This is a genomic window from Pectobacterium aquaticum, from assembly GCF_003382565.3.
GTDB classification, from domain to species: domain Bacteria; phylum Pseudomonadota; class Gammaproteobacteria; order Enterobacterales; family Enterobacteriaceae; genus Pectobacterium; species Pectobacterium aquaticum.
The window spans coordinates 2,982,266-3,001,306 of record NZ_CP086253.1 but is presented as its reverse complement, the minus strand read 5'-3'; the positions used below and the strand labels follow the sequence as shown (position 1 = coordinate 3,001,306).

Below are 19,041 nucleotides of genomic sequence, written 5' to 3'. Positions count from 1 at the left end.
CGATTTACAACAATCATTTACATTATGTCTGGTTGAGTAAATTAACAGTTTTTTAGCATTTAATGCTACTTTCCGCACAACTATGTCACATGAGCATCGTTTGTCGCAAGGGTGACAGCAACCTGTCCCCCTTGCGCTGATCATCACTTCAAGGACGAGGCGGATAAAGACCATTCACTGCAATACAGGCGGTCATGGTTAATGACGGATCGCGCACCGGCAACGATACGGGTACCTGAATGACTACCGGAGCTGGAAGCGTCGCATTTGGCCCTACCGAAACTGCAGCGGTTAACGGCAGACTGACATTGCCTGACGCTGTTCCCGCTAACTGTCCACCGCTAGCAGTACCACTGACCGAGCCACTCGCGGTACCTGTCACGCCGCCATCCGGCCCCACCTGCCGATCATTGGTGCCAGAAGGGGCATAGATTTGGGCTGCAGGCCCAACAACCGTGGTCAACAAGGCTTTATCGGTCAGGTTAGCACTACGTCCGGTTGTGGTGGACGAACCAATTTTGGCAATACCGGTCACGGGAAGACTGGCGACGGCGCTGAAAGGTAGGTTGGTGATGCTGCCAGAAAGCGCCAAAGAAACGGAACCGCTGGCCACCGGTGTCGTACCGGCAGAGCCGTTCAACGTCAGGGTGGCGGGGTGTGTATGCGGCGGAATCTGAGAGGCCGTCAGCGTGACTGATGTAGACGCAATAAACGGTGCGCCTTCCTGCCCGACTTGTTGCCCGGCATTATAAAGCGGGGTATTACCATTAAGTCTGCCGGCACCTATCGCTGCTCTGCCCCGTAAATCGGGCAACGCGAAGGTATTCGGTGCGCTACCACCATAAAGGTTGCCAATCACGGCATAGAGTGCCTGATTTTGGGATACGCTCATTGTCCGTCCATCGGCAGGTAAGTAAGATTCAGGACAATAGTTGCTGGCCATATAGCAAACGGAGCCCAAATAAGGCTCGTAAGTACAAGCATCTGCTGACGCTGGGAACATAGCAAAACCTAATGCGCCAGCAAGAATTGATTTGATAAACAAACGTTGAACTCGCTTCATTACTCATCTCTCCTTAGACAGATGACGACCTCATCGTATAGTGAAGCGCATCTGATAATTAATTTTAATCATAATGTTTTAACCCCAGAGGATGGGGCAATCAGGATGTTGTGTCGTAATCGATATTGTGGTCAGAACGTTAACCACTATAAAAACATAGTCTAAGCCGGAGAGATCTGTCGCTGATAAAATAAAATATTTCTTATCCCATCACATAAAAAACAACGTAATATAATTAATCGAATAATATATTGCATTGCTGTGGAACGGTTCATCTTCAACGAATTAGAACCCACTTTCTCTGATACCCAATGCCGCTACCCGACGCCACACAGCACCAAGGAGGGATTCCTTTTCCCCTTCCAGAATTACGCTACCGCGTAACGGTTGCTGCGGCAGTTGGAATGGTCCCCCGTTTACCACGAAACGAACGCGGTACTGCGCCTGAATAGGTTGAGGATTATGATCACGGTCACGGCGTACAGCGATAGGCCCGTGACGATCGGAGGCCAACATTTCCTGCTGTAACCAAGCAGTGCCGGTGGGGGCAATGTCTTTCAGTTGTACTGCCAGTCGAGGATAAGCAGGATCGTCTGCGATAAAATCACCCTGCATGCCTGTTTTCGCCCGTTTTAGCGTGTCTTCCGGTAAATATCCCTGTACCTTTCCTGCACCTTGTTCAACGATGCGCAGCAGGGGCATATCCGCCGTTAACCAGCGACCTTCCGTCATATCACGAGCCACATCTCTCACTTGTCCTGCCTGCAACGCGGTGATGGATAATCGTTGTCGCTGTGCATCAAGGCCTCGATAACGGGCGAGCGATTCGGCCAATTGGCGATCAATAATCTGCGTTTCGCTTGCGGTTTCCTGGCGCACGGCACCGCGTTGTCGCTTTTGCTGCAAGACGGCAATCTGCTGGCGTTCAATATTCATGCGGTAATCTAGATCCGATGACGTCAGTTCCAGTAACACGTCACCGGCTTTTACCTGCTGGCTCTCGGTGACATATAACGCTTTTACCTGAGCGGCAAGGGGGGCATACATGACACTGACGTTTTCTGCTTCCAGTACTGCCGGAATACGAATGCTGCCGTGCCAGGGAAACAGCACCAGCACCAGTATGGCTGCCACAATCAGCCCTGAGCGCAGCAGATTAACGGGATGAGCAATTTTACGCATGGTCCACCAGATATAGGCTTCCTTGACGATGGGGAGCACAATAAACCACCCTATTTCTACCAGCATCAGCACAATGCCAACGACTTTAATAAAAAAGTGATACACCAGCAGCGCGATACCGAAAAACAGGAAAAAACGCCATATCCATGAGGCATAGCCCCAGAGTAACAATTTACGTTGCATTGCTGGTGACCACGTCTGTGGCGCAGGCTGACCGTAACCAAATAACACTTCACGCAGCCGCCAGCGGCACAACGCATAGGCACGTTCCTGTAAGTTTTCTACTCGCCAGAAGTCACTCAGTAGAAAATAACCGTCAAAACGCATCAGTGGGTTAAGGTTGATAATCAGCGTTGTTACCCATGTGACACCGGAGAGCATAAATGCGACGGTACGGATCGGGCCGTCTGGCAACAGTGACCACGTAAGTAGAGCAATAGAGGCCAGTATCAATTCAGCGAAAATACCTCCTGCGCTGATCAATAAGCGGGCTCGATGATCTTTTTGCTTCCAGGCATCGCTGACATCAGTGTAAAACAGAGGAAAGAGTACGATAAAAGCAACGCCCATATTCTGCACCCGACATCCGGCGCGTTTGGCCATAAAGGCATGCCCTAGTTCATGGATGAATTTGGCGAAGATAAGCGTGATGCCAAAGGTTGCCATCCCCTGTAGGCTGAAAAGATGGGGAAATGTGTGGGTGTAACGGACCCAGTCGCGGCTGACAAGAAATCCCCCCAGTAGCAGAATCAATGGTAACGTAATGCGTAGAAAGAGAGGGCCAATGCGTTGCAGTATAGGCCAACAGCGATTCAGCCATGGGTCCGGTCGCCACAAGGGGATACGAAAAAAAAGGTATTGATGTAGCAGTTTCTTCCACAGGCTGACGCGTGATGCGGCTGCCTTAGATGCATACTTTTTACGTTGTTCGGCATTACTCGCAGCAATCAAGTCATTATTGCTCAAAAAACGCACGAATATTTCAAGTTCTTTAGCTTGAAGTTGTAGCCCGGGTTCCTGGTTAGCGGCATCCAGTACGCGTTGGGGATAGCGGAGGGACCAGTGCCGTAATAAACGCATTGCTGAGGGGGTGAGCTTGAAATAGCGACCCGTGACCGGATCGACCAAGACCCATTGCGGAGCACCATCCAGTCCTACGGCGGATTCCGTGATAGTCAGATCCGTTCTTAAGGGGGGTAAATATTCACTCATAGCCCTACCGATTGACGCATTGCTGCAAGTGGGCGTCGAAAGAGATAAACAGCCAAAGGAACGTATTCACCAGAGACTTTTGCTGTCCCACGTAATCCAATACGCGGAGGCGTGCCGGTAAAGCGAGCATCCAAACGGTAAGCAAGGTTGCCGATCGGCGTAAGTTCAGACTCATACGCGATACGTTCTAGTACTGCGGCATGCGGTATCAGGGGATCGCTATCCAGAAAGAGAGTAATAGGCGCGTCGGGTTCTAACTGAATAGCGTCACCAACATCCAGCTCGATACGCAGCGATACAGATGATGGGTCGGCAAGCTCCATTAATCGCTCCCCTGTTCGCACGGGTTTACCCGTCCAGCGTTCAGCATCAGCAAATACAGCAATCCCGTCACGTTCTGCACGAATTTCTGTTCGGTTCAGCAATGCATTCGCATAATCCCGTTCAGCTCGCTTTTGTGCTACCTGTGCCGCAAGGAAGTCCAGCCTTGTTTTGGAGTCTGCATCCTGAAAGGCGCGTTGTGAGTTAGCGCGGTATTCTGCTTCTGCCACGTTTAATGCCCGTTCGGCCACATCGGCTTGTGCTTTCAGTGTGGTATCGTCAATACGCACTAATACATCACCTTTGCGCACATGTTGATTCGGTTGCACGGTAAATGATTGAATCACGCCATCGAGTGGGGCTGCGACGACTCGCCCATTGAGAGGGATCACTTCTGCTGGTGCCAGTACAGATTGACGTACGGGAATAAACAGACAGGCGGCGATCAGCACACAGGGTATTGCGAATTTCCACTGCCAACGTGGGCGCTTCCAGGCACGCAGTGGCTCCAGTGCCAACCAGGCGTGGCTATAGGTATGAGTAAGTTGTTCCACCAGTACCTGTTCTGCCTGTTGCCAGGGGGTATCTCTGGCATACCAGATTCCGCCAAACGTGCGACCCTTGCGATCTTTCAGAGGGGCCCACAGCACTTCGGCGGCAGACAACGCCTGCCAGTCGTCGCGGCTTTGCTGATCCAGTGATGCGGCGTTAACCACAGTGCACTGTTCATATTGTTGGGTTTGCAGCAATTGTGTAAAAGCGCGCTCAATAAATGCAACAAAAGGTGCATGAGGTGCGGGTTGCGTTACTCCTGTGACTGCCCGAACCGTACCGTTAATCAATAATGCAGCATGATGGAAACCGAACAATGTGTGGCTGTCGTTGACCATACAATAGGCCAACTCTTCCGTGGTATTGGCTGAACGTACCTGACGTTCAATATCTAAAAAACGGGCGAAAATACGTTCGCCAGAAACGGGCAGCGTCGTGCTCACGGTTTCTCCGAGAAATTTGCCGTACCGCTCATGCCAGCTATCAGCGCGGTGTCCTTGGTGTCGATTGTCCCTGTCAGGCTGAGTGTCTGACTACTCTCATCGATACGCGCACCCAACCGTGAGACACTGGCTCGCAGAGGTTTACCCGTTTCATCGGGGGTAAACGTAAACGGCAGGCCGGGTTTGATAACAGACAGCCAGCGAGAGGAAACCAGTAACGTGATTTCAAGATGATGGTTATTGACAATATCGACTATCGGGGTACCAAGGCCAACACTTTCATAGGCTTGAGCACGACGTTTGACAACTTGTCCGTCAAAGGGAGCGACAAGGCGACAGCGATTAACCTGAATCTGATAAACTTGACTTTCTGCCTGTGCCTGTGAAAAACGCGCGGCAGAGAGTGCGACAACGTGTTTTCCCACCGATTTCATTTGCGCCAGTTGTTGATTTTGGCTTAGCTCGGCTTCTGCAGCCCGCATGGCGGATTGTGATGCCGCTAGTTGTGCCTGATAAATCGAGCAATCAAAGCGCACCAATAGGTCGCCTTTCTTGAATGACTCCCCTTCTTTAAACGGTAATTCGATGATTCGTCCTGCCAGATCGCTGGAAAGTGTCGCTTGTGCCACCGCAGTGAGTATCCCACGAGCTTGATTGTCTGAGGCGGTGAGTGAGGACGGGATCTGGGAAGGTGGCGCTAATAACGGGTCGTCAGCGTGTGCATTAACCGTAAATAGAAAAAATGTCAGCAGTTTTACGGCATGTTGCAATGCTGATTTGTTGGAATTACCCACATTAGCCTACCTTTGCGTTTGCGTTGTGGACGATCTGCATTCAGAGAAGGCACCCGTCACTAAAGAATGCTACTGATGTTGTCGGCTATTTTGGTACAGAATGGTCCCGATTGACAACATCAACGATGAGATGGTAGCTACGCACGAGAAATTGAGTCAGAAAAACACCTGACAGATAAGATATTCACGCAGCGAATTGAGCGACATAACCTTAATTTACGAATTCATATTAAACGTCTGGCGAGTAAAACAACCTGCTTTTCACGCTCATTTGAAATACATGAAAAAGTCATCGGTACTTACATTGAAAAACACCATTACAACGCATTTTCGTCATGACCCTTAAATCAATAGTAGCCTTGCGATGTCTCTGTAGAATAGAGTAATTGGTCATTTATGGTATACCGTGCGTCAGGTTGAGCAAGTTCGTTATCCTTCTGATGAACCAACCTCTTTTGAGCCTTCCTGAGTCGCCACATTCGCGTGAAAAATAAGGAGAATACGATGCAGCAAGTGGTTTATGTCGCCAGCCCGGAAAGCCAGCAGATTCATGTTTGGCAACTCGGTGCTCAGGGAAATCTGACATTATTGCAAACCGTTGACGTTCCAGGGCAGGTTCAGCCAATGGTGATCGCACCGAACAAGCGTCACCTGTATGTTGGCGTGCGTCCTGATTTCAGGGTTCTGAGCTATCGTATTGATGAACAAGGTAAATTGACGCAAGCGGGTGGCGCATCATTACCGGGCAGCCCGACGCACCTGTCGACCGACAACGACGGACGTTTCCTGTTTAGCGCGTCTTACAGCGGCGCCTGCGTCAGCGTTAGCCCAATTAGCGCTGACGGCATTGTCGGCGAGCCGATCCAACAACTGGACGGACTGGAAGGGTGCCACTCTACCAATATCGATCCAACCAATTCTGTTGTATGGGCACCGTGCCTGAAAGAAGACCGCATCCGTCTGTTCGATCTGGGTGCGGCTGGCGAATTGAGCGTACACCGTCAGGCTGAAATGACGACGGTAGCGGGTGCCGGTCCACGCCATATGGCTTTCCACCCGAATCAACGTTTTGCCTATTGTGTGAATGAACTGGACAGTTCAGTGGATGTGTATCAGTTGGATGCAGCCAACGGGGAATTGCAGAAAGTGCAAACGCTGGATGCTATGCCTGCAGGCTTTAGCGATACGCGCTGGGCGGCAGATATTCACATCACGCCGAATGGTCGCTTCCTGTACATCAGCGATCGTACTGCCAGCCTGCTGAGTGTTTTCCAGGTGTCTGAAGACGGCAGCACGTTAACGCTGACCGGACATCAGCCAACCGAAACGCAGCCGCGCGGTTTCAATATCGACAACACCGGTGAGTTCCTGATTTCAGCAGGGCAGAAATCGCAGCACCTTGAGGTGTATCACATCGACCAGAACTCGGGCGATCTGCAACCGCTGGCGCGTTATGCCGTCGGTCAGGGGCCAATGTGGGTGTCGGTGCTGGCGCTGGACTAAGTTAGCTACGCACAACAATAAGCCCTGCATTGATCCGCAGGGCTTTTTTTCGATTAACCTCGGTATTCGATGATCGACAAACCCGCGTTGTAATCCGTGCTGTAGATGATGCCGCCGGCATCAACAAACACATCGCAGGACTGAATAATCTGCGGTCTGCCGGGGCGCTTGTCGACCATTCTGTCTGGCGCAGCAGGCACCAGTGCACCCGTTTCCTTCGGCTGATACGGGTTACTGATGTCATAAGCCCGTACCCCTGCGTTTTGGTACGTGGCGAAAATTAGTGACGAACTAATGAAGCTGCCGGGCCGGTTTTCATGCAGATTATGTGGGCCAAAGTGTGCGCCTTTCTTCACATAGTCCGCTTCTTTCGGCTGCGGAAAGGTGGCGATGCTCACCGGATTGCTCGGTTCACGAATATCGAACACCCAAATCAATTTCTCGCCATCTTCCTGATTATCCAATACTGCTTCATCCAACACGATCAGCAGATCGCGATCCGGCAACGGTAGTGCCGTGTGTGTACCGCCACCAAACGGTGGGCTCCAGTTACGGTGGCTGATGAGCTGTGGATTGGTGCGATCGCTCACGTCCAACAGCGTCAATCCGCCATCGCGCCAGCTACCATAGGCGGTGTCACCACTGATGATGGCATGGTGCAGTGCGTAACGCTTGCCTTCCGGCCAGCTTGCGGTTTCCCCACCGGCGGTGTGCATGCCGGGTAGCCAGTAGCGGCCAGCAACTTCCGGGCGCTGCGGATCGGCCAAATCGATAGTCAAAAAGATGTAGTCGCTGTAGCCATCAAGCAGCGCGGAGACATAGGCCCAGCGCCCGCCCACGTACCAGATGCGGTGAATGCCGATACCGTCCAGCGGCAGGAAGCTGATTTCGCGTGGTTTATCCGGTGTTGAGATATCGAAAATCCGTAATCCAGCGCTCCAGCTTTTGTCCTGCTGTTTGGTACTGACCGTGTCGGCGACGGAGCGAGTGTAATAGACCTTTTCCTCGGCGAAGCTGGCGTCGGCAAACAAATCGCGCGCGTTAACGACAAGCAGCAGGTCATCATGCGTTTGCAGATGGATATTCCAGGTGCCGGGCGGGGCAGCAATAAACCCCGCCGGCTTGGGATTCTTGGCATCGCGCACATCCACAATCGACACGCCTTGTGAAACCATATGCCCGATGTAAGCGTAGCCGCGATGAACCATCACCTGCACGCCGTCGGGTCTGCCACCCTGATCGCTGTGCCCAATCAGCCGCATATTACGGCTGTAATCGGGGGTGGGCAGAGGGGTCGATGCCATGAGTTATCTCCTATTATTTCGCCTGTTTGGCTTCCAGTGTAGCAAACCACGGTGCGATAAAATCATCCGTTTGGCCCCAGCCTGGGATGATTTTCGCCAATCCGGCGACGTTGACTGCACCAGCCTGGCTGGCTAACAGCGCCTGTGGAATCGCGGCAGCGCGGAACTCGTAGGTCGCAGGTGTCGCTTCACCAGCAATCTTGTTGGCAACCAGACGCAGGTTAACTTTACCGATCAGTTTAGGATCGACAGCCACGCTGACTTTCCACGGGCTGCTCGCTTCGCGCATTAGCTGCAAATCCTGATTGGAGATGTCGATGCTGTACAGTTTGATTTCGGTCCGGCCGTTTTCTTTCAATGCTTTATAAGCACCTTGGCTGAAAGCATCCCACGATCCCCAGATGGCATCGATTTTGCCTTTCGGGTATTTCGCCAGCACCGCGCCGACTTTGTTAGCGGTATCGCCCTGAACGTCAGAGGACACTGCACCAATCGATTCCAGTTCTTTGATGCCGGGGTTAGCTTTCAGGATCTGTTGATAGGCAAGCTGGCGGCGTTCCATCGGTGGGAAGCCAGCGACCCACAGTTTAATAATGTTGGCTTTACCGTTGAAATCCTTCACCAGTTGGCCAAGTGATTCATTAGTCAGGGAGGCGTCATCCTGCTGGGTGACGGTCACGCCCGGAATATCGCCATTTACGGCGGTGTCAAATACGGAAACGGCAATGCCGCTGTCGACGATGCGTTTAATCAAATCGGTAGAGTAGGGATCGCGGCCCTGTGACAGGATGATGCCATCATATTTTTGGCTAATCGCCTGATTCACGAAATCCTGAAAACGGGCATCATCGCCGTTGCTCAGGAAGGTGCTGACCTTGAAGCCTAGTTTTTTACCTTCTTCGAGCACGCCGGAAACAAATTGCGTAGTGTTGTCGTCGGAACCCAAGTTGCGGATAACCGCGATGCGAACTGGGCCATCATGATTGGCGATAGTGGCCGGAACGGGAGCAATAGTGGCATTTTGATTCGCCAGTGCCGGTAATGCTGTCAGTAAGCTCAGTGCAAGCAGGGCGGGCGTAAATTTCTTCATTATCAGCTCCATGGCGTTTTATAAAGGGATCTTGTGTTGATGAAAGTGTGTCGTGTCGATGGCAGTATTGTTATGTTTTCTGCGTCACTACTTTATAGCTATCTTTATGTCTGGATGTCTATTTAAAAATGATACTGCATCATAGCTGTTGAGCGATAGACGAGGAAGAGGAGATCATTATGACTTTTGGGTTTAAGTTATAACGATTCGTGCTGACTGCGGATAAAAAGAAAAATGCCCGCTAGGCGGGCATTTGAGGCCGTTGACAAACCTATGTGTCGAACGAAAACGGGAGTAACGGAATAGAAGAGTAAAGCGTTTGCGCCAGGGATGGCGCAATCCGAGCTTACATGGACGTACTTGCAGCGTCTTTACGATCTATCCGTTACTACCGCACTACGGACTTTGCGAATGCGGTGGGATCAAAAGCGAGTGAATTATTTCTTCGCTTCTTTCTCTTCCATTTCACGCGCCCAGCGTGGGTGGTGTTTACGCGCCCAGCGCTTGGAGACCTTGCCTTCAATCATGCCCTTGATCGACCCTTTAACCCAGAACGCCATGTACATATGGATCAGGATGGCATGGATGAGGACGATAGCCGCAACGGCATGAATCAGAATAGCGTAGCGCACGATATCAATCGGGAACAGGTGGGCAAAATACGGGCGCCACATGATAACCCCAGTGATCAGCAGTACCAGCGTCAGCCCCATGATGCTCCAGAACATCATCTTCTGACCTGGGTTGTATTTACCCACTTCAGAGACTTCATGCTCATTGCCTTTCAACACTTCAATAATGTTGAGGAACCACGGCAAGTCACGCTTCTTCGGAATGTTGTGGCCAACAAAGCGGAAGAACATCGGGATCAGGCAAATGACGATCAGCACGCCAAAAAACGGGTGCAAAATGCGCCCCATTTGTGGCGTACCAAATGTCTGTGTCAGCCATTGCAGGGTCGGGAAAAACAAAGCAATACCTGAGAGCGCGACCAAGAAAAAGCTAATCACCACAATCCAGTGACAGATGCGATCGATAAACTTGGTACGCAAAATCATTTGTGGTTTACTCATGTTTGTCTCCCCCTTTTTTCTCTTCTCCCTCGTGTTCATGCTCCATTTCTTCTGTGTTCGGACCCACACCGACGTAGTGGAACATTAACCCAGCGAACGTGGCGACAAACCCTAATGCAGAGAGTGGTTTCAGAATACCTTTCCACAGATTGACCGGCGTGGAAATCTGCGGATCATCCGGCAGATTGTGGTAGAGCGATGGCCTGTCTGCGTGGTGCAGAACATACATCACATGTGTACCGCCCACGCCCTGCGGGTCATAGAGGCCTGCATTCTTATAACCACGGCTTTTCAGATCGGCGATGCGCTCTTCTGCCAGATGCTTCATCTCTTCTTTCGTACCGAAACGAATGGCACCCGTCGGACAGGTTTTCACGCAGGCAGGTTCTTGCCCCACGCTGACCCTGTCGACGCACAGCGTACATTTATAGACGCGGTTATCTTCTTTATTCAGACGTGGAATATTGAACGGGCAGCCGGCGATGCAATAGCCGCAGCCGATACAGTGTTCGGACTGAAAATCGACGATACCGTTGGCATACTGAATAACCGCACCAGCGGAAGGACAGGCTTTCAGACAGCCCGGATCGCTACAGTGCATGCAGCCATCTTTACGGATCAGCCATTCCAGACGATCGTTCTCTTCCACTTCGGAAAAGCGCATCAGCGTCCAGGATTTGGCGCTCAGATCCGCTGGGTTATCATAAACCCCGAGGTTATGGCCGACGTCGTCACGAATGTCGTTCCACTCTGAACAGGCCACCTGACAGCCTTTACAGCCGATACAGGTGGTGACATCGATCAGTTTTGCCACTTCGCTTTTGTCGTTACGCACATGCGGAGGCGGTGTAAAGCCGTTGGTGGCCGAACGTTTAATAACATCTTGTGATTGCATTGACATAGTTGGCTACCCTTACACCTTCTCTACATTAACCAAAAACGCTTTGTACTCAGGCGTTTGTGAATTAGCGTCACCGACGCTCGGGGTGAGTGTATTAGCCAGGAACCCTTTACGCGTGGTTCCCTCAAAGCCCCAGTGGCAGGGAATACCAATGGTTTCCACGCTGCGTCCGGCAATTTCCAGTGTTTTGATACGCTTGGTGACCACCGCTTTGGCTTTGATGTAGCCACGCTGGCAGGAGACTTTGACTTCATCGCCCGCCTTAATGCCTTTGCTCTTCGCCAGATTTTCACCGATCTCAACAAACTGTTCTGGTTGCACAATCGCGTTCAGACGCGCGTGTTTTGTCCAGTGACGGAACAATTCGGTAATCGAGTATGTCGTTGCCACGTAAGGGAAATCTTTCGCGGTACCCATGGTTTTCGCATCACGTGCAAACAAACGCACGACTGGGCTGGAAATCACCGATGGGTGCAGTGGGTTAGTGCCGATAGGCGATTCGATCGGTTCGTAGTGTTCAGGGAACGGCCCGTCTACCAGTTTGTCTACGGAGAACAAACGCGCCAGACCTTCCGGCAGCATGATGAACGGTCCGGTGTCTTTGCCTGGTGGGACGGTGGCGGCGAAGTCAGGCACATCAATGCCTTGCCATTTCTGACCGGTCCATTCCAGCAATTTACGCTTGCTGTCCCACGGCTTTCCTTGCAGGTTGGCGGAGGCGCGGTTGTAGAGAATGCGGCGGTTTTGCGGCCAGCACCATGCCCAGTTCGGCGTACAGCCCAGACCGGCATCGGCGTTGTCGCGTCTATCCATCTGGTTACCGGCTTCTGTCCAGCTCCCAGCGTAAATCCAGCAGAAACTGGACGTGGTACCGTCATCACGCAGTTGTGAGAAATCGGCGAGCTGCTGGCCTTTCTTCAGAATCAGTTTGCCGCTGTCATCGTAGATATCAGCTAGCGCCATCCCGTTGGCTTCGCGCGCGATCTCTTCCGGCGTCGGATCTTCCGGGTCTTTATAGTTCCAGTTGATATTCATCACTGGATCAGGATAAGTACCGCCTTCTTCGCTATACAGTTCACGCAGGCGCATCAGCAACTTACCGAGGATTTTACCGTCGTGACGGGCTTCTCCTGGTGGCTCGGCCGCCGCCCAGTGCCATTGCAGCCAGCGGCCGGAGTTGGCGATAGAACCATTCTCTTCAGCAAAGCAGGAAGACGGCAGACGGAAGACTTCAGTCTGAATGGACTTCGTATCCACGTCGTTGAATTCACCATAGTTCTGCCAGAACGTAGAGGTTTCTGTTACCAGCGGATCGATGATGACCATGTATTTGAGTTTGGAGAGCGCTTCGGTCGCTTTATTCTTGTTAGAGAACGCCGCGACAGGGTTAAAGCCCTGAACGATGTAGCCGTTCATTTTGCCTTCCACCATCAGCTCGGTTTGCACCATAACGTCGTAGCTACGATCCCACTTCGGCAACCAGTCATAACCCCAGTTATTCGCGGCCTGTGCGTGATCGCCGTAGAAGCTCTTCATCATGCTGATAAAGAATTTTGGCGTATTTTTCCAATAGTTAACTTGATCGGGCAATACGGCGGTTGGCGTAATTTGGCCCAGATAGGTTTTCAGATCCGGCTGCTTTTCTGACGGCAGTGGCATATAGCCCGGCAGATTTAACGACAGCAGACCCAGATCAGTATACCCCTGAATGTTGGAATGACCGCGCAGGGCGTTGATGCCACCGCCTGCCATACCAATATTCCCCAGCAGAAGCTGGATCATGCCGGCGGAGCGGATAATTTGCGCGCCGTTGGTGTGGTGCGTCCAACCCAGTGCATACATGAAAGTTGCAGTTTTATTCGGTACACAGGTTTCAGCCAGCGTACGGCAAATCTCTTCATAATCTTTGGCTGAGGTGCCGCACAGCGATGTCACCATCTCCAGCGTATAGCGGGAGACATGTTTTTTCAGCAGGTTCCAAACGCAGCGTGGGTGGGACAGCGTGTTGTCGCGTTTGGCGAAACCGGACTCATCCAACTCATACTGCCAGCTGGATTTGTCATATTGGCGTTTTTGTTCGTCGTAGCCGCTGAACAAGCCTTCGTCAAAGCTGAAATCATCACGCACGATCAGGCTGGCGTTAGTGTAAGACACCACGTATTCACGATGAATTTTATCGTTCGTAATAAGGTAGTTAACGATACCCAACAGGAAGGCGGCATCTGAACCTGCGCGAATCGGTGCGTAGAGATCGGCAACGGCAGCGGAGCGGTTAAAACGCGGATCGACCACAATCAGCTTCGCATTGTTGTGTGTTTTCGCTTCAACGGCCCATTTGAAACCGACCGGGTGGGCTTCTGCTGGGTTGCCGCCCATGACGATGATGACGTTAGCGTTTTTGATATCAACCCAGTTGTTGGTCATTGCGCCACGGCCGAATGTCGGTGCCAGCGCGGCGACGGTTGGCCCGTGACACAGGCGAGCTTGGCAGTCGATGGCGACCATACCGAGAGAGCGGGCAAATTTCTGGTCGAGAATGCCGGTTTCGTTGCTGGCGGCAGAAGAGCACAGCATACCGGTAGTCAGCCAGCGGTTGACGGTTTCGCCTTTGGCGTTGGTGCGTTGGAAGTTGGCGTCGCGGTCAGCTTTCATCAGGCGCGCGATGCGTTCGATCGCGTCGTCCCAGCTGATTCGTTGCCATTTGTCTGAGCCTGGCGCACGGTATTCTGGGTAGAGCAGGCGGTTTTCGCTGTGGATGTAGTCGACCAGACCCGCACCTTTCGGGCAAAGGGAGCCACGGCTGACTGGGTGATCCGCATCACCTTCGATATGAAAAACAGAAGGCTTCGCGTTTTTGGCGCCATCGCCCAGGCTATACATGAGCACACCGCAACCGACCGAGCAGTATGTGCAGTTGTTACGCGTCTCTTTCGCACGTAACAGCTTATATTGACGTACTGATGCCATTGCTTCCGTGGGTGTAAAGCCCAATACCGCGAGAGTGGTTCCAGCCATCCCCCCCGCGCAAACTTTAAAGAAACCTCTTCTATTCAGTTGCATTAGTTTCCCTGTGTAATTATGTGTCATTTTTGTTGCGAGCAATTTAACAACACATAAATTGTGGGCTTTGCGCAAAATCAAAATTTAAGTATTTAAACCCCCATAACACCTATAAAGAGGTATATTTTTCATTCGCTATATATTGTATCGCATAGCGATTTTGTTATTTCATGGTTACAAATAATGTGGCGTGACGAGCCGGTCAAAGGGGAATAAGCGGGAGTTTGTGGAGGAATTGTTGCAAAAAAAGCCGGATAAAAATCCGGCTTGATGTGGTGGTTATTTGACCTGCATCCCAGGCTGAGCGCCGCTGTCTGGGCTCAGCAGGAAGATATCTTTCCCGCCGGGACCGGCTGCCATCACCATACCTTCTGATATGCCGAAGCGCATTTTACGCGGAGCCAGATTGGCGACCATCACGGTTAAGCGGCCTTCTAGCTTAGCCGGATCGGGATAAGCGTCACGAATGCCGGAGAAAACCTGACGGGTTTCGCCGCCCAGATCCAACGTCAGACGTAAGAGTTTGTCTGAACCGTCAACCAGTTCAGCCTGCTTAATCAGTGCGATACGCATATCGACTTTGGCAAAATCGTCAAAGTTAATGGTGTCCTGCACCGGGTTGTCTGCCAGCGGGCCAGACACGACTTTTTGTGCGGCGACCATGTCTTCTTTCGACGCGTCAACCATTGCGTTAACTTTATCCAGATCGATGCGGTTGAACAGCGCTTTGAATGGGCTAACCTGATGGCTCAGCAGCGGCGTGGCAATCGCATCCCAGCTCAGTTCCGTGTTCAAAAACGCTTCTGTTCGTTCTGCCAGAGAAGGCAGGACCGGTTTCAGGTATGTCATCAGTACGCGGAACAGGTTGATGCCCATTGAGCAAATGGCCTGCAGATCTCCATCCCGACCTTCTGCTTTCGCCACAACCCACGGTGCCTGTTCGTCAACGTAGCGGTTGGCGATATCTGCCAACGCCATGATCTCACGAATGGCACGCCCAGATTCACGGTTGTTATAGGCTTCGGTAATGCTGGTGGCGGCATCGGTGAAGGTTTTGTACAGCTCGGCGTCGGCTAACGTGTCCGCCAGCTTGCCGTCAAAGCGTTTGTTGATGAAACCAGCATTACGTGATGCCAGATTCACGACTTTGTTAACGATGTCAGCATTCACGCGCTGCACGAAATCTTCCAGATTGAGGTCGATGTCATCAATGCGAGAAGACAGTTTGGCCGCATAGTAGTAACGCAGGCAATCGGCATCCAGATGTTGCAGGTACGTGCCCGCTTTAATGAAGGTGCCGCGTGATTTAGACATCTTGGCACCGTTGACCGTGACATAGCCGTGCACGAACAGGTTTGTCGGTTTACGGAAACCGCTGCCTTCCAGCATGGCTGGCCAGAACAGGCTGTGGAAATAAACGATGTCTTTACCGATGAAATGGTACAAATCTGCATCGGAGTCTTTCTTCCAGAAATCATCAAAATTCAGATCGCCACGCTTGTCGCACAGGTTCTTAAACGACCCCATGTAGCCGATTGGCGCATCCAGCCAGACGTAAAAATATTTGCCCGGTGCATCGGGGATTTCAAAGCCGAAGTACGGTGCGTCGCGGGTAATGTCCCACTGTTGCAGGCCAGAATCGAACCACTCCTGCATCTTGTTAGCGACTTGCTCCTGCAATGCGCCGGAGCGCGTCCAGGCTTGCAGCATCTCGCTGAACGCAGGCAGGTCGAAGAAGAAGTGTTCTGTTTCACGCATTTCTGGCGTGGCACCAGAGACCACTGATTTGGGTTCGATCAGCTCTGTAGGGCTGTAGGTCGCGCCACAGACTTCGCAGTTATCGCCGTATTGGTCGGCAGCCTTACATTTCGGGCAGGTGCCTTTGACGAAACGATCCGGCAGGAACATGCCTTTCTCTGGGTCGTACAGCTGAGAAATGGTGCGATTTTTAATAAAACCGTTCTCTTTCAGACGGCCATAAATCAGGCCTGACAGCTCACGGTTCTCTTCGCTATGCGTAGAGTGGTAGTTGTCATAGCTGATATTGAAACCGGCAAAGTCCTGCTGATGTTCCTGACTCATTGCCGCAATCATCTGTTCTGGCGCAATCCCCATCTGCTGTGCTTTCAGCATGATTGGCGTGCCGTGAGCATCGTCCGCACAGATAAAGTGAACCTGGTTGCCGCGCATTCGCTGGTAACGAACCCAAATATCGGCCTGAACGTGTTCAAGCATATGACCGAGGTGGATTGAACCATTAGCGTAAGGCAGCGCGCACGTTACCAGGATTTTCTTTGCGACTTGAGTCATGAGGAACTTGCTTTCTTTTGTGAATAGAGGGAGATCGATGTTAACCGATTGCGCCTTGTTGCGTAAACCGCTGGCGTGAGTAAAAACGGCAGGAAACCCCATGGCAGATTTTTATTTGCGTAGCGTTTCCACGTTTTTGATGCCGAAGGGCGTCAGGCTTCCCTCGCTCTGGTATGCTATATACGGTCTCAACGGTCAAATATGAGAATTTCAAGGAGCCGGAATGAACGCGACAGTCCCCGAACAACGCCCTGAAGCACTACGTGCGATGGTCACCGGGGTTTTATCTACTTTTCAGCACCCGACACTGAAAAATAACCTGACGACACTGAATGCACTGCGCCATTGTGCGCAGCTCGACAACGTATTGCATATCGACCTGACGATGCCGTTTGTCTGGCTGAGCGGTTTAGCTGTATTAAAGGAAACGGTTAGCGATGAGTTGTTACGTTTATCAGGCGCAAAGGCGGTTGAATGGCGTTTAACGCACGATATCGCGACGCTGCGCCGGGTTAACGATCAGGCCGGCGTGAAGGGCGTGAAAAACATCATTGCCGTCAGTTCCGGGAAAGGCGGCGTCGGCAAATCCAGTACGGCGGTCAACATGGCGCTGGCATTGGCGGCTGAAGGTGCCAATGTGGGCATTCTGGATGCCGATATCTACGGTCCTTCCATTCCGACCATGCTGGGCTCGGCCAGTGAGCGCCCAACCTCGCCAGATGGCCAACATATGGCACCGATTATCGCGCACGGCCTGGCAACCAACTCGATTGGTTATCTGGTGACGGACGATAACGCCATGGTGTGGCGTGGGCCGATGGCCAGCAAAGCGTTATTGCAACTGCTGCAGGATACACTCTGGCCGGATTTGGACTATCTGGTATTAGATATGCCGCCGGGTACGGGTGATATTCAACTGACGCTGGCGCAGAGTATTCCTGTCACTGGTGCGGTCGTCGTGACGACGCCACAGGATATCGCGCTAATGGATGCCATGAAGGGCATTGCGATGTTTGAAAAAGTCAGCGTGCCAGTGCTGGGCATCGTTGAAAATATGAGCGTACATATCTGTAGCAACTGCGGTCATTTGGAGCCGATCTTTGGCACTGGCGGCGCGCAGAAGCTGGCGGAAAAATATCACTGTTCCCTGTTAGGTCAGCTTCCTCTGCATATCTCCCTGCGTGAAGACCTTGACCGCGGTGAGCCGACGGTGGTCAGCCAGCCGGATAGCGAGTTTACTTCTCTGTACCGCGAACTGGCGGGGCAGGTTGCCGCTCAGCTCTACTGGCAGGGTGACACGATTCCAGGCGAGATTTCTTTCCGGGCGCTGTAACGCTTCCACCAAAGAGTAATCAGCCGGGGGGCTCTGCCCCGGCTTGATCCTGCGCCAGCATGCGATTTCCCTCGGGCACAATACGCAGAAAGGGTGGCGTGAAGGGGGGTAACTCCCTATAATTGCCGCGTCAAAGCGCTCGTTGGCGCATTCCCCTCTCTTTTATTTATGTTAATCAGGTCGTTAATACCATGACTGATCAGTCTCACCAGTGTGTCATCATCGGGATCTCAGGAGCATCCGCTTCGGGTAAAAGTCTTATTTCCAGCACCTTGTATCGAGAATTGCGCGATCAGGTTGGTGATCAGCATATCGGGGTGATATCTGAAGACAGTTATTATAAAGATCAAAGCCACCTGACGATGGAAGAGCGGGTAAAAACTAACTATGACCACCCGAGCTCGATGGATCATAGTCTGCTACTCAAGCATTTACAGATGCTGAAAGCGGGTCAGGCGATCGAAGTCCCGCAGTACAGCTATGTTGAGCACACCCGCAAGCAGGAAACCGTGCATATCGAGCTGAAAAAGGTCATTATCCTGGAAGGTATCCTGCTGCTGACGGATGCGCGCCTGCGCAGTGAGATGAATTTCTCTATTTTTGTCGATACACCGCTGGATATTTGCCTGCTGCGCCGTATGCGTCGCGATGTGAATGAGCGTGGGCGTTCAATGGACTCCGTGATGGAACAGTATCAGAAGACCGTGCGCCCGATGTTCCTGCAATTTATTGAGCCCTCTAAGCAGTATGCCGACATTATCGTGCCGCGCGGCGGGAAAAACCGTATTGCGATTGATATTTTGAAAGCCAAGATAAGCCAGTTTTTTGAGTAGTCGATACCCTAAATAACCCGCGTAGCATCACTAACGCGGGGCAACGAGCAGCATGACGGGTAGATGA

The 19,041-nt window shown here is 51.9% G+C and carries 13 protein-coding genes and 1 pseudogene; 4 read left to right on the top strand and 10 right to left on the bottom strand.

What is annotated here, in order from left to right; genetic code table 11:
- Positions 1 to 148 precede the first annotated feature (148 nt).
- The 4 genes from DMB82_RS13960 to DMB82_RS13945 all read right to left on the bottom strand — a co-directional run bounded on the left by DMB82_RS13960 (position 149) and on the right by DMB82_RS13945 (position 5,567).
- Positions 149 to 1,063 (bottom strand): phage tail protein, encoded by a 915-nt coding sequence (locus DMB82_RS13960; protein WP_102116618.1) that lies wholly within the window; start codon positions 1,061 to 1,063, stop codon positions 149 to 151.
- Between the two features lie 285 nt (positions 1,064 to 1,348).
- Positions 1,349 to 3,457 carry a site-2 protease family protein gene (locus DMB82_RS13955; RefSeq protein ID WP_116155696.1) on the bottom strand — a complete coding sequence of 703 codons (2,109 nt, stop codon included), beginning with the start codon at positions 3,455 to 3,457 and terminating at the stop codon, positions 1,349 to 1,351.
- Entirely contained in the window at positions 3,454 to 4,773 is a 1,320-nt protein-coding gene (locus DMB82_RS13950; RefSeq protein WP_116164267.1) for an efflux RND transporter periplasmic adaptor subunit, read from the bottom strand. Before DMB82_RS13950 ends, DMB82_RS13955 begins: the two co-directional genes overlap by 4 nt.
- On the bottom strand, positions 4,770 to 5,567 hold the full coding sequence (locus tag DMB82_RS13945; protein WP_102116615.1) for an efflux RND transporter periplasmic adaptor subunit: 798 nt from the start codon (positions 5,565 to 5,567) through the stop codon (positions 4,770 to 4,772). The genes DMB82_RS13950 and DMB82_RS13945 overlap by 4 nt, the downstream gene beginning before the upstream one ends.
- A 132-nt stretch (positions 5,568 to 5,699) precedes the next feature.
- On the opposite strand from DMB82_RS13945, the pseudogene DMB82_RS13940 reads away from it, so the two are divergent.
- Together DMB82_RS13940 and pgl are read left to right on the top strand one after the other, a co-directional pair.
- A pseudogene (locus tag DMB82_RS13940) lies at positions 5,700 to 5,906 on the top strand (IS1 family transposase); the annotation flags it as partial.
- A gap of 165 nt (positions 5,907 to 6,071) precedes the next feature.
- On the top strand, positions 6,072 to 7,070 hold the full coding sequence (gene pgl / locus DMB82_RS13935; RefSeq protein WP_102116614.1) for a 6-phosphogluconolactonase: 999 nt from the start codon (positions 6,072 to 6,074) through the stop codon (positions 7,068 to 7,070).
- A 53-nt stretch (positions 7,071 to 7,123) separates the two neighbouring features.
- Here pgl and DMB82_RS13930 read toward each other — a convergent pair whose 3' ends face one another.
- The 6 genes from DMB82_RS13930 to metG form a co-directional block, all read right to left on the bottom strand.
- Complete coding sequence (locus DMB82_RS13930) at positions 7,124 to 8,374, bottom strand: LVIVD repeat-containing protein (RefSeq protein WP_102116613.1); 1,251 nt, start codon at positions 8,372 to 8,374, stop codon at positions 7,124 to 7,126.
- Between the two features lie 13 nt (positions 8,375 to 8,387).
- Entirely contained in the window at positions 8,388 to 9,464 is a 1,077-nt protein-coding gene (locus DMB82_RS13925; RefSeq protein WP_116164269.1) for a sugar ABC transporter substrate-binding protein, read from the bottom strand.
- A 437-nt stretch (positions 9,465 to 9,901) separates the two neighbouring features.
- Positions 9,902 to 10,537: a formate dehydrogenase-N subunit gamma gene (gene fdnI, locus DMB82_RS13920; RefSeq protein ID WP_102116611.1), complete on the bottom strand. Its 636-nt coding sequence runs from the start codon at positions 10,535 to 10,537 to the stop codon at positions 9,902 to 9,904.
- A complete protein-coding gene (fdxH, locus tag DMB82_RS13915) occupies positions 10,530 to 11,438 on the bottom strand; it encodes a formate dehydrogenase subunit beta (protein ID WP_102116610.1) in 909 nt (302 codons plus the stop codon). The genes fdnI and fdxH overlap by 8 nt, the downstream gene beginning before the upstream one ends.
- Before the next feature lie 12 nt (positions 11,439 to 11,450).
- On the bottom strand, positions 11,451 to 14,498 hold the full coding sequence (fdnG, locus tag DMB82_RS13910) for a formate dehydrogenase-N subunit alpha (RefSeq protein WP_102116609.1): 3,048 nt from the start codon (positions 14,496 to 14,498) through the stop codon (positions 11,451 to 11,453).
- 279 nt (positions 14,499 to 14,777) lie between these two features.
- Entirely contained in the window at positions 14,778 to 16,808 is a 2,031-nt protein-coding gene (gene metG, locus DMB82_RS13905; protein ID WP_116164289.1) for a methionine--tRNA ligase, read from the bottom strand.
- Positions 16,809 to 17,031: 223 nt separating this feature from the next.
- Here metG and apbC point away from each other — a divergent pair, with 223 nt between their 5' ends.
- Positions 17,032 to 18,141, top strand: a complete 1,110-nt coding sequence (gene apbC, locus DMB82_RS13900) for an iron-sulfur cluster carrier protein ApbC (protein WP_116164271.1) — start codon at positions 17,032 to 17,034, stop codon at positions 18,139 to 18,141.
- A gap of 191 nt (positions 18,142 to 18,332) precedes the next feature.
- Entirely contained in the window at positions 18,333 to 18,974 is a 642-nt protein-coding gene (gene udk, locus DMB82_RS13895) for a uridine kinase (protein ID WP_010281304.1), read from the top strand.
- Positions 18,975 to 19,041: the final 67 nt, after the last annotated feature.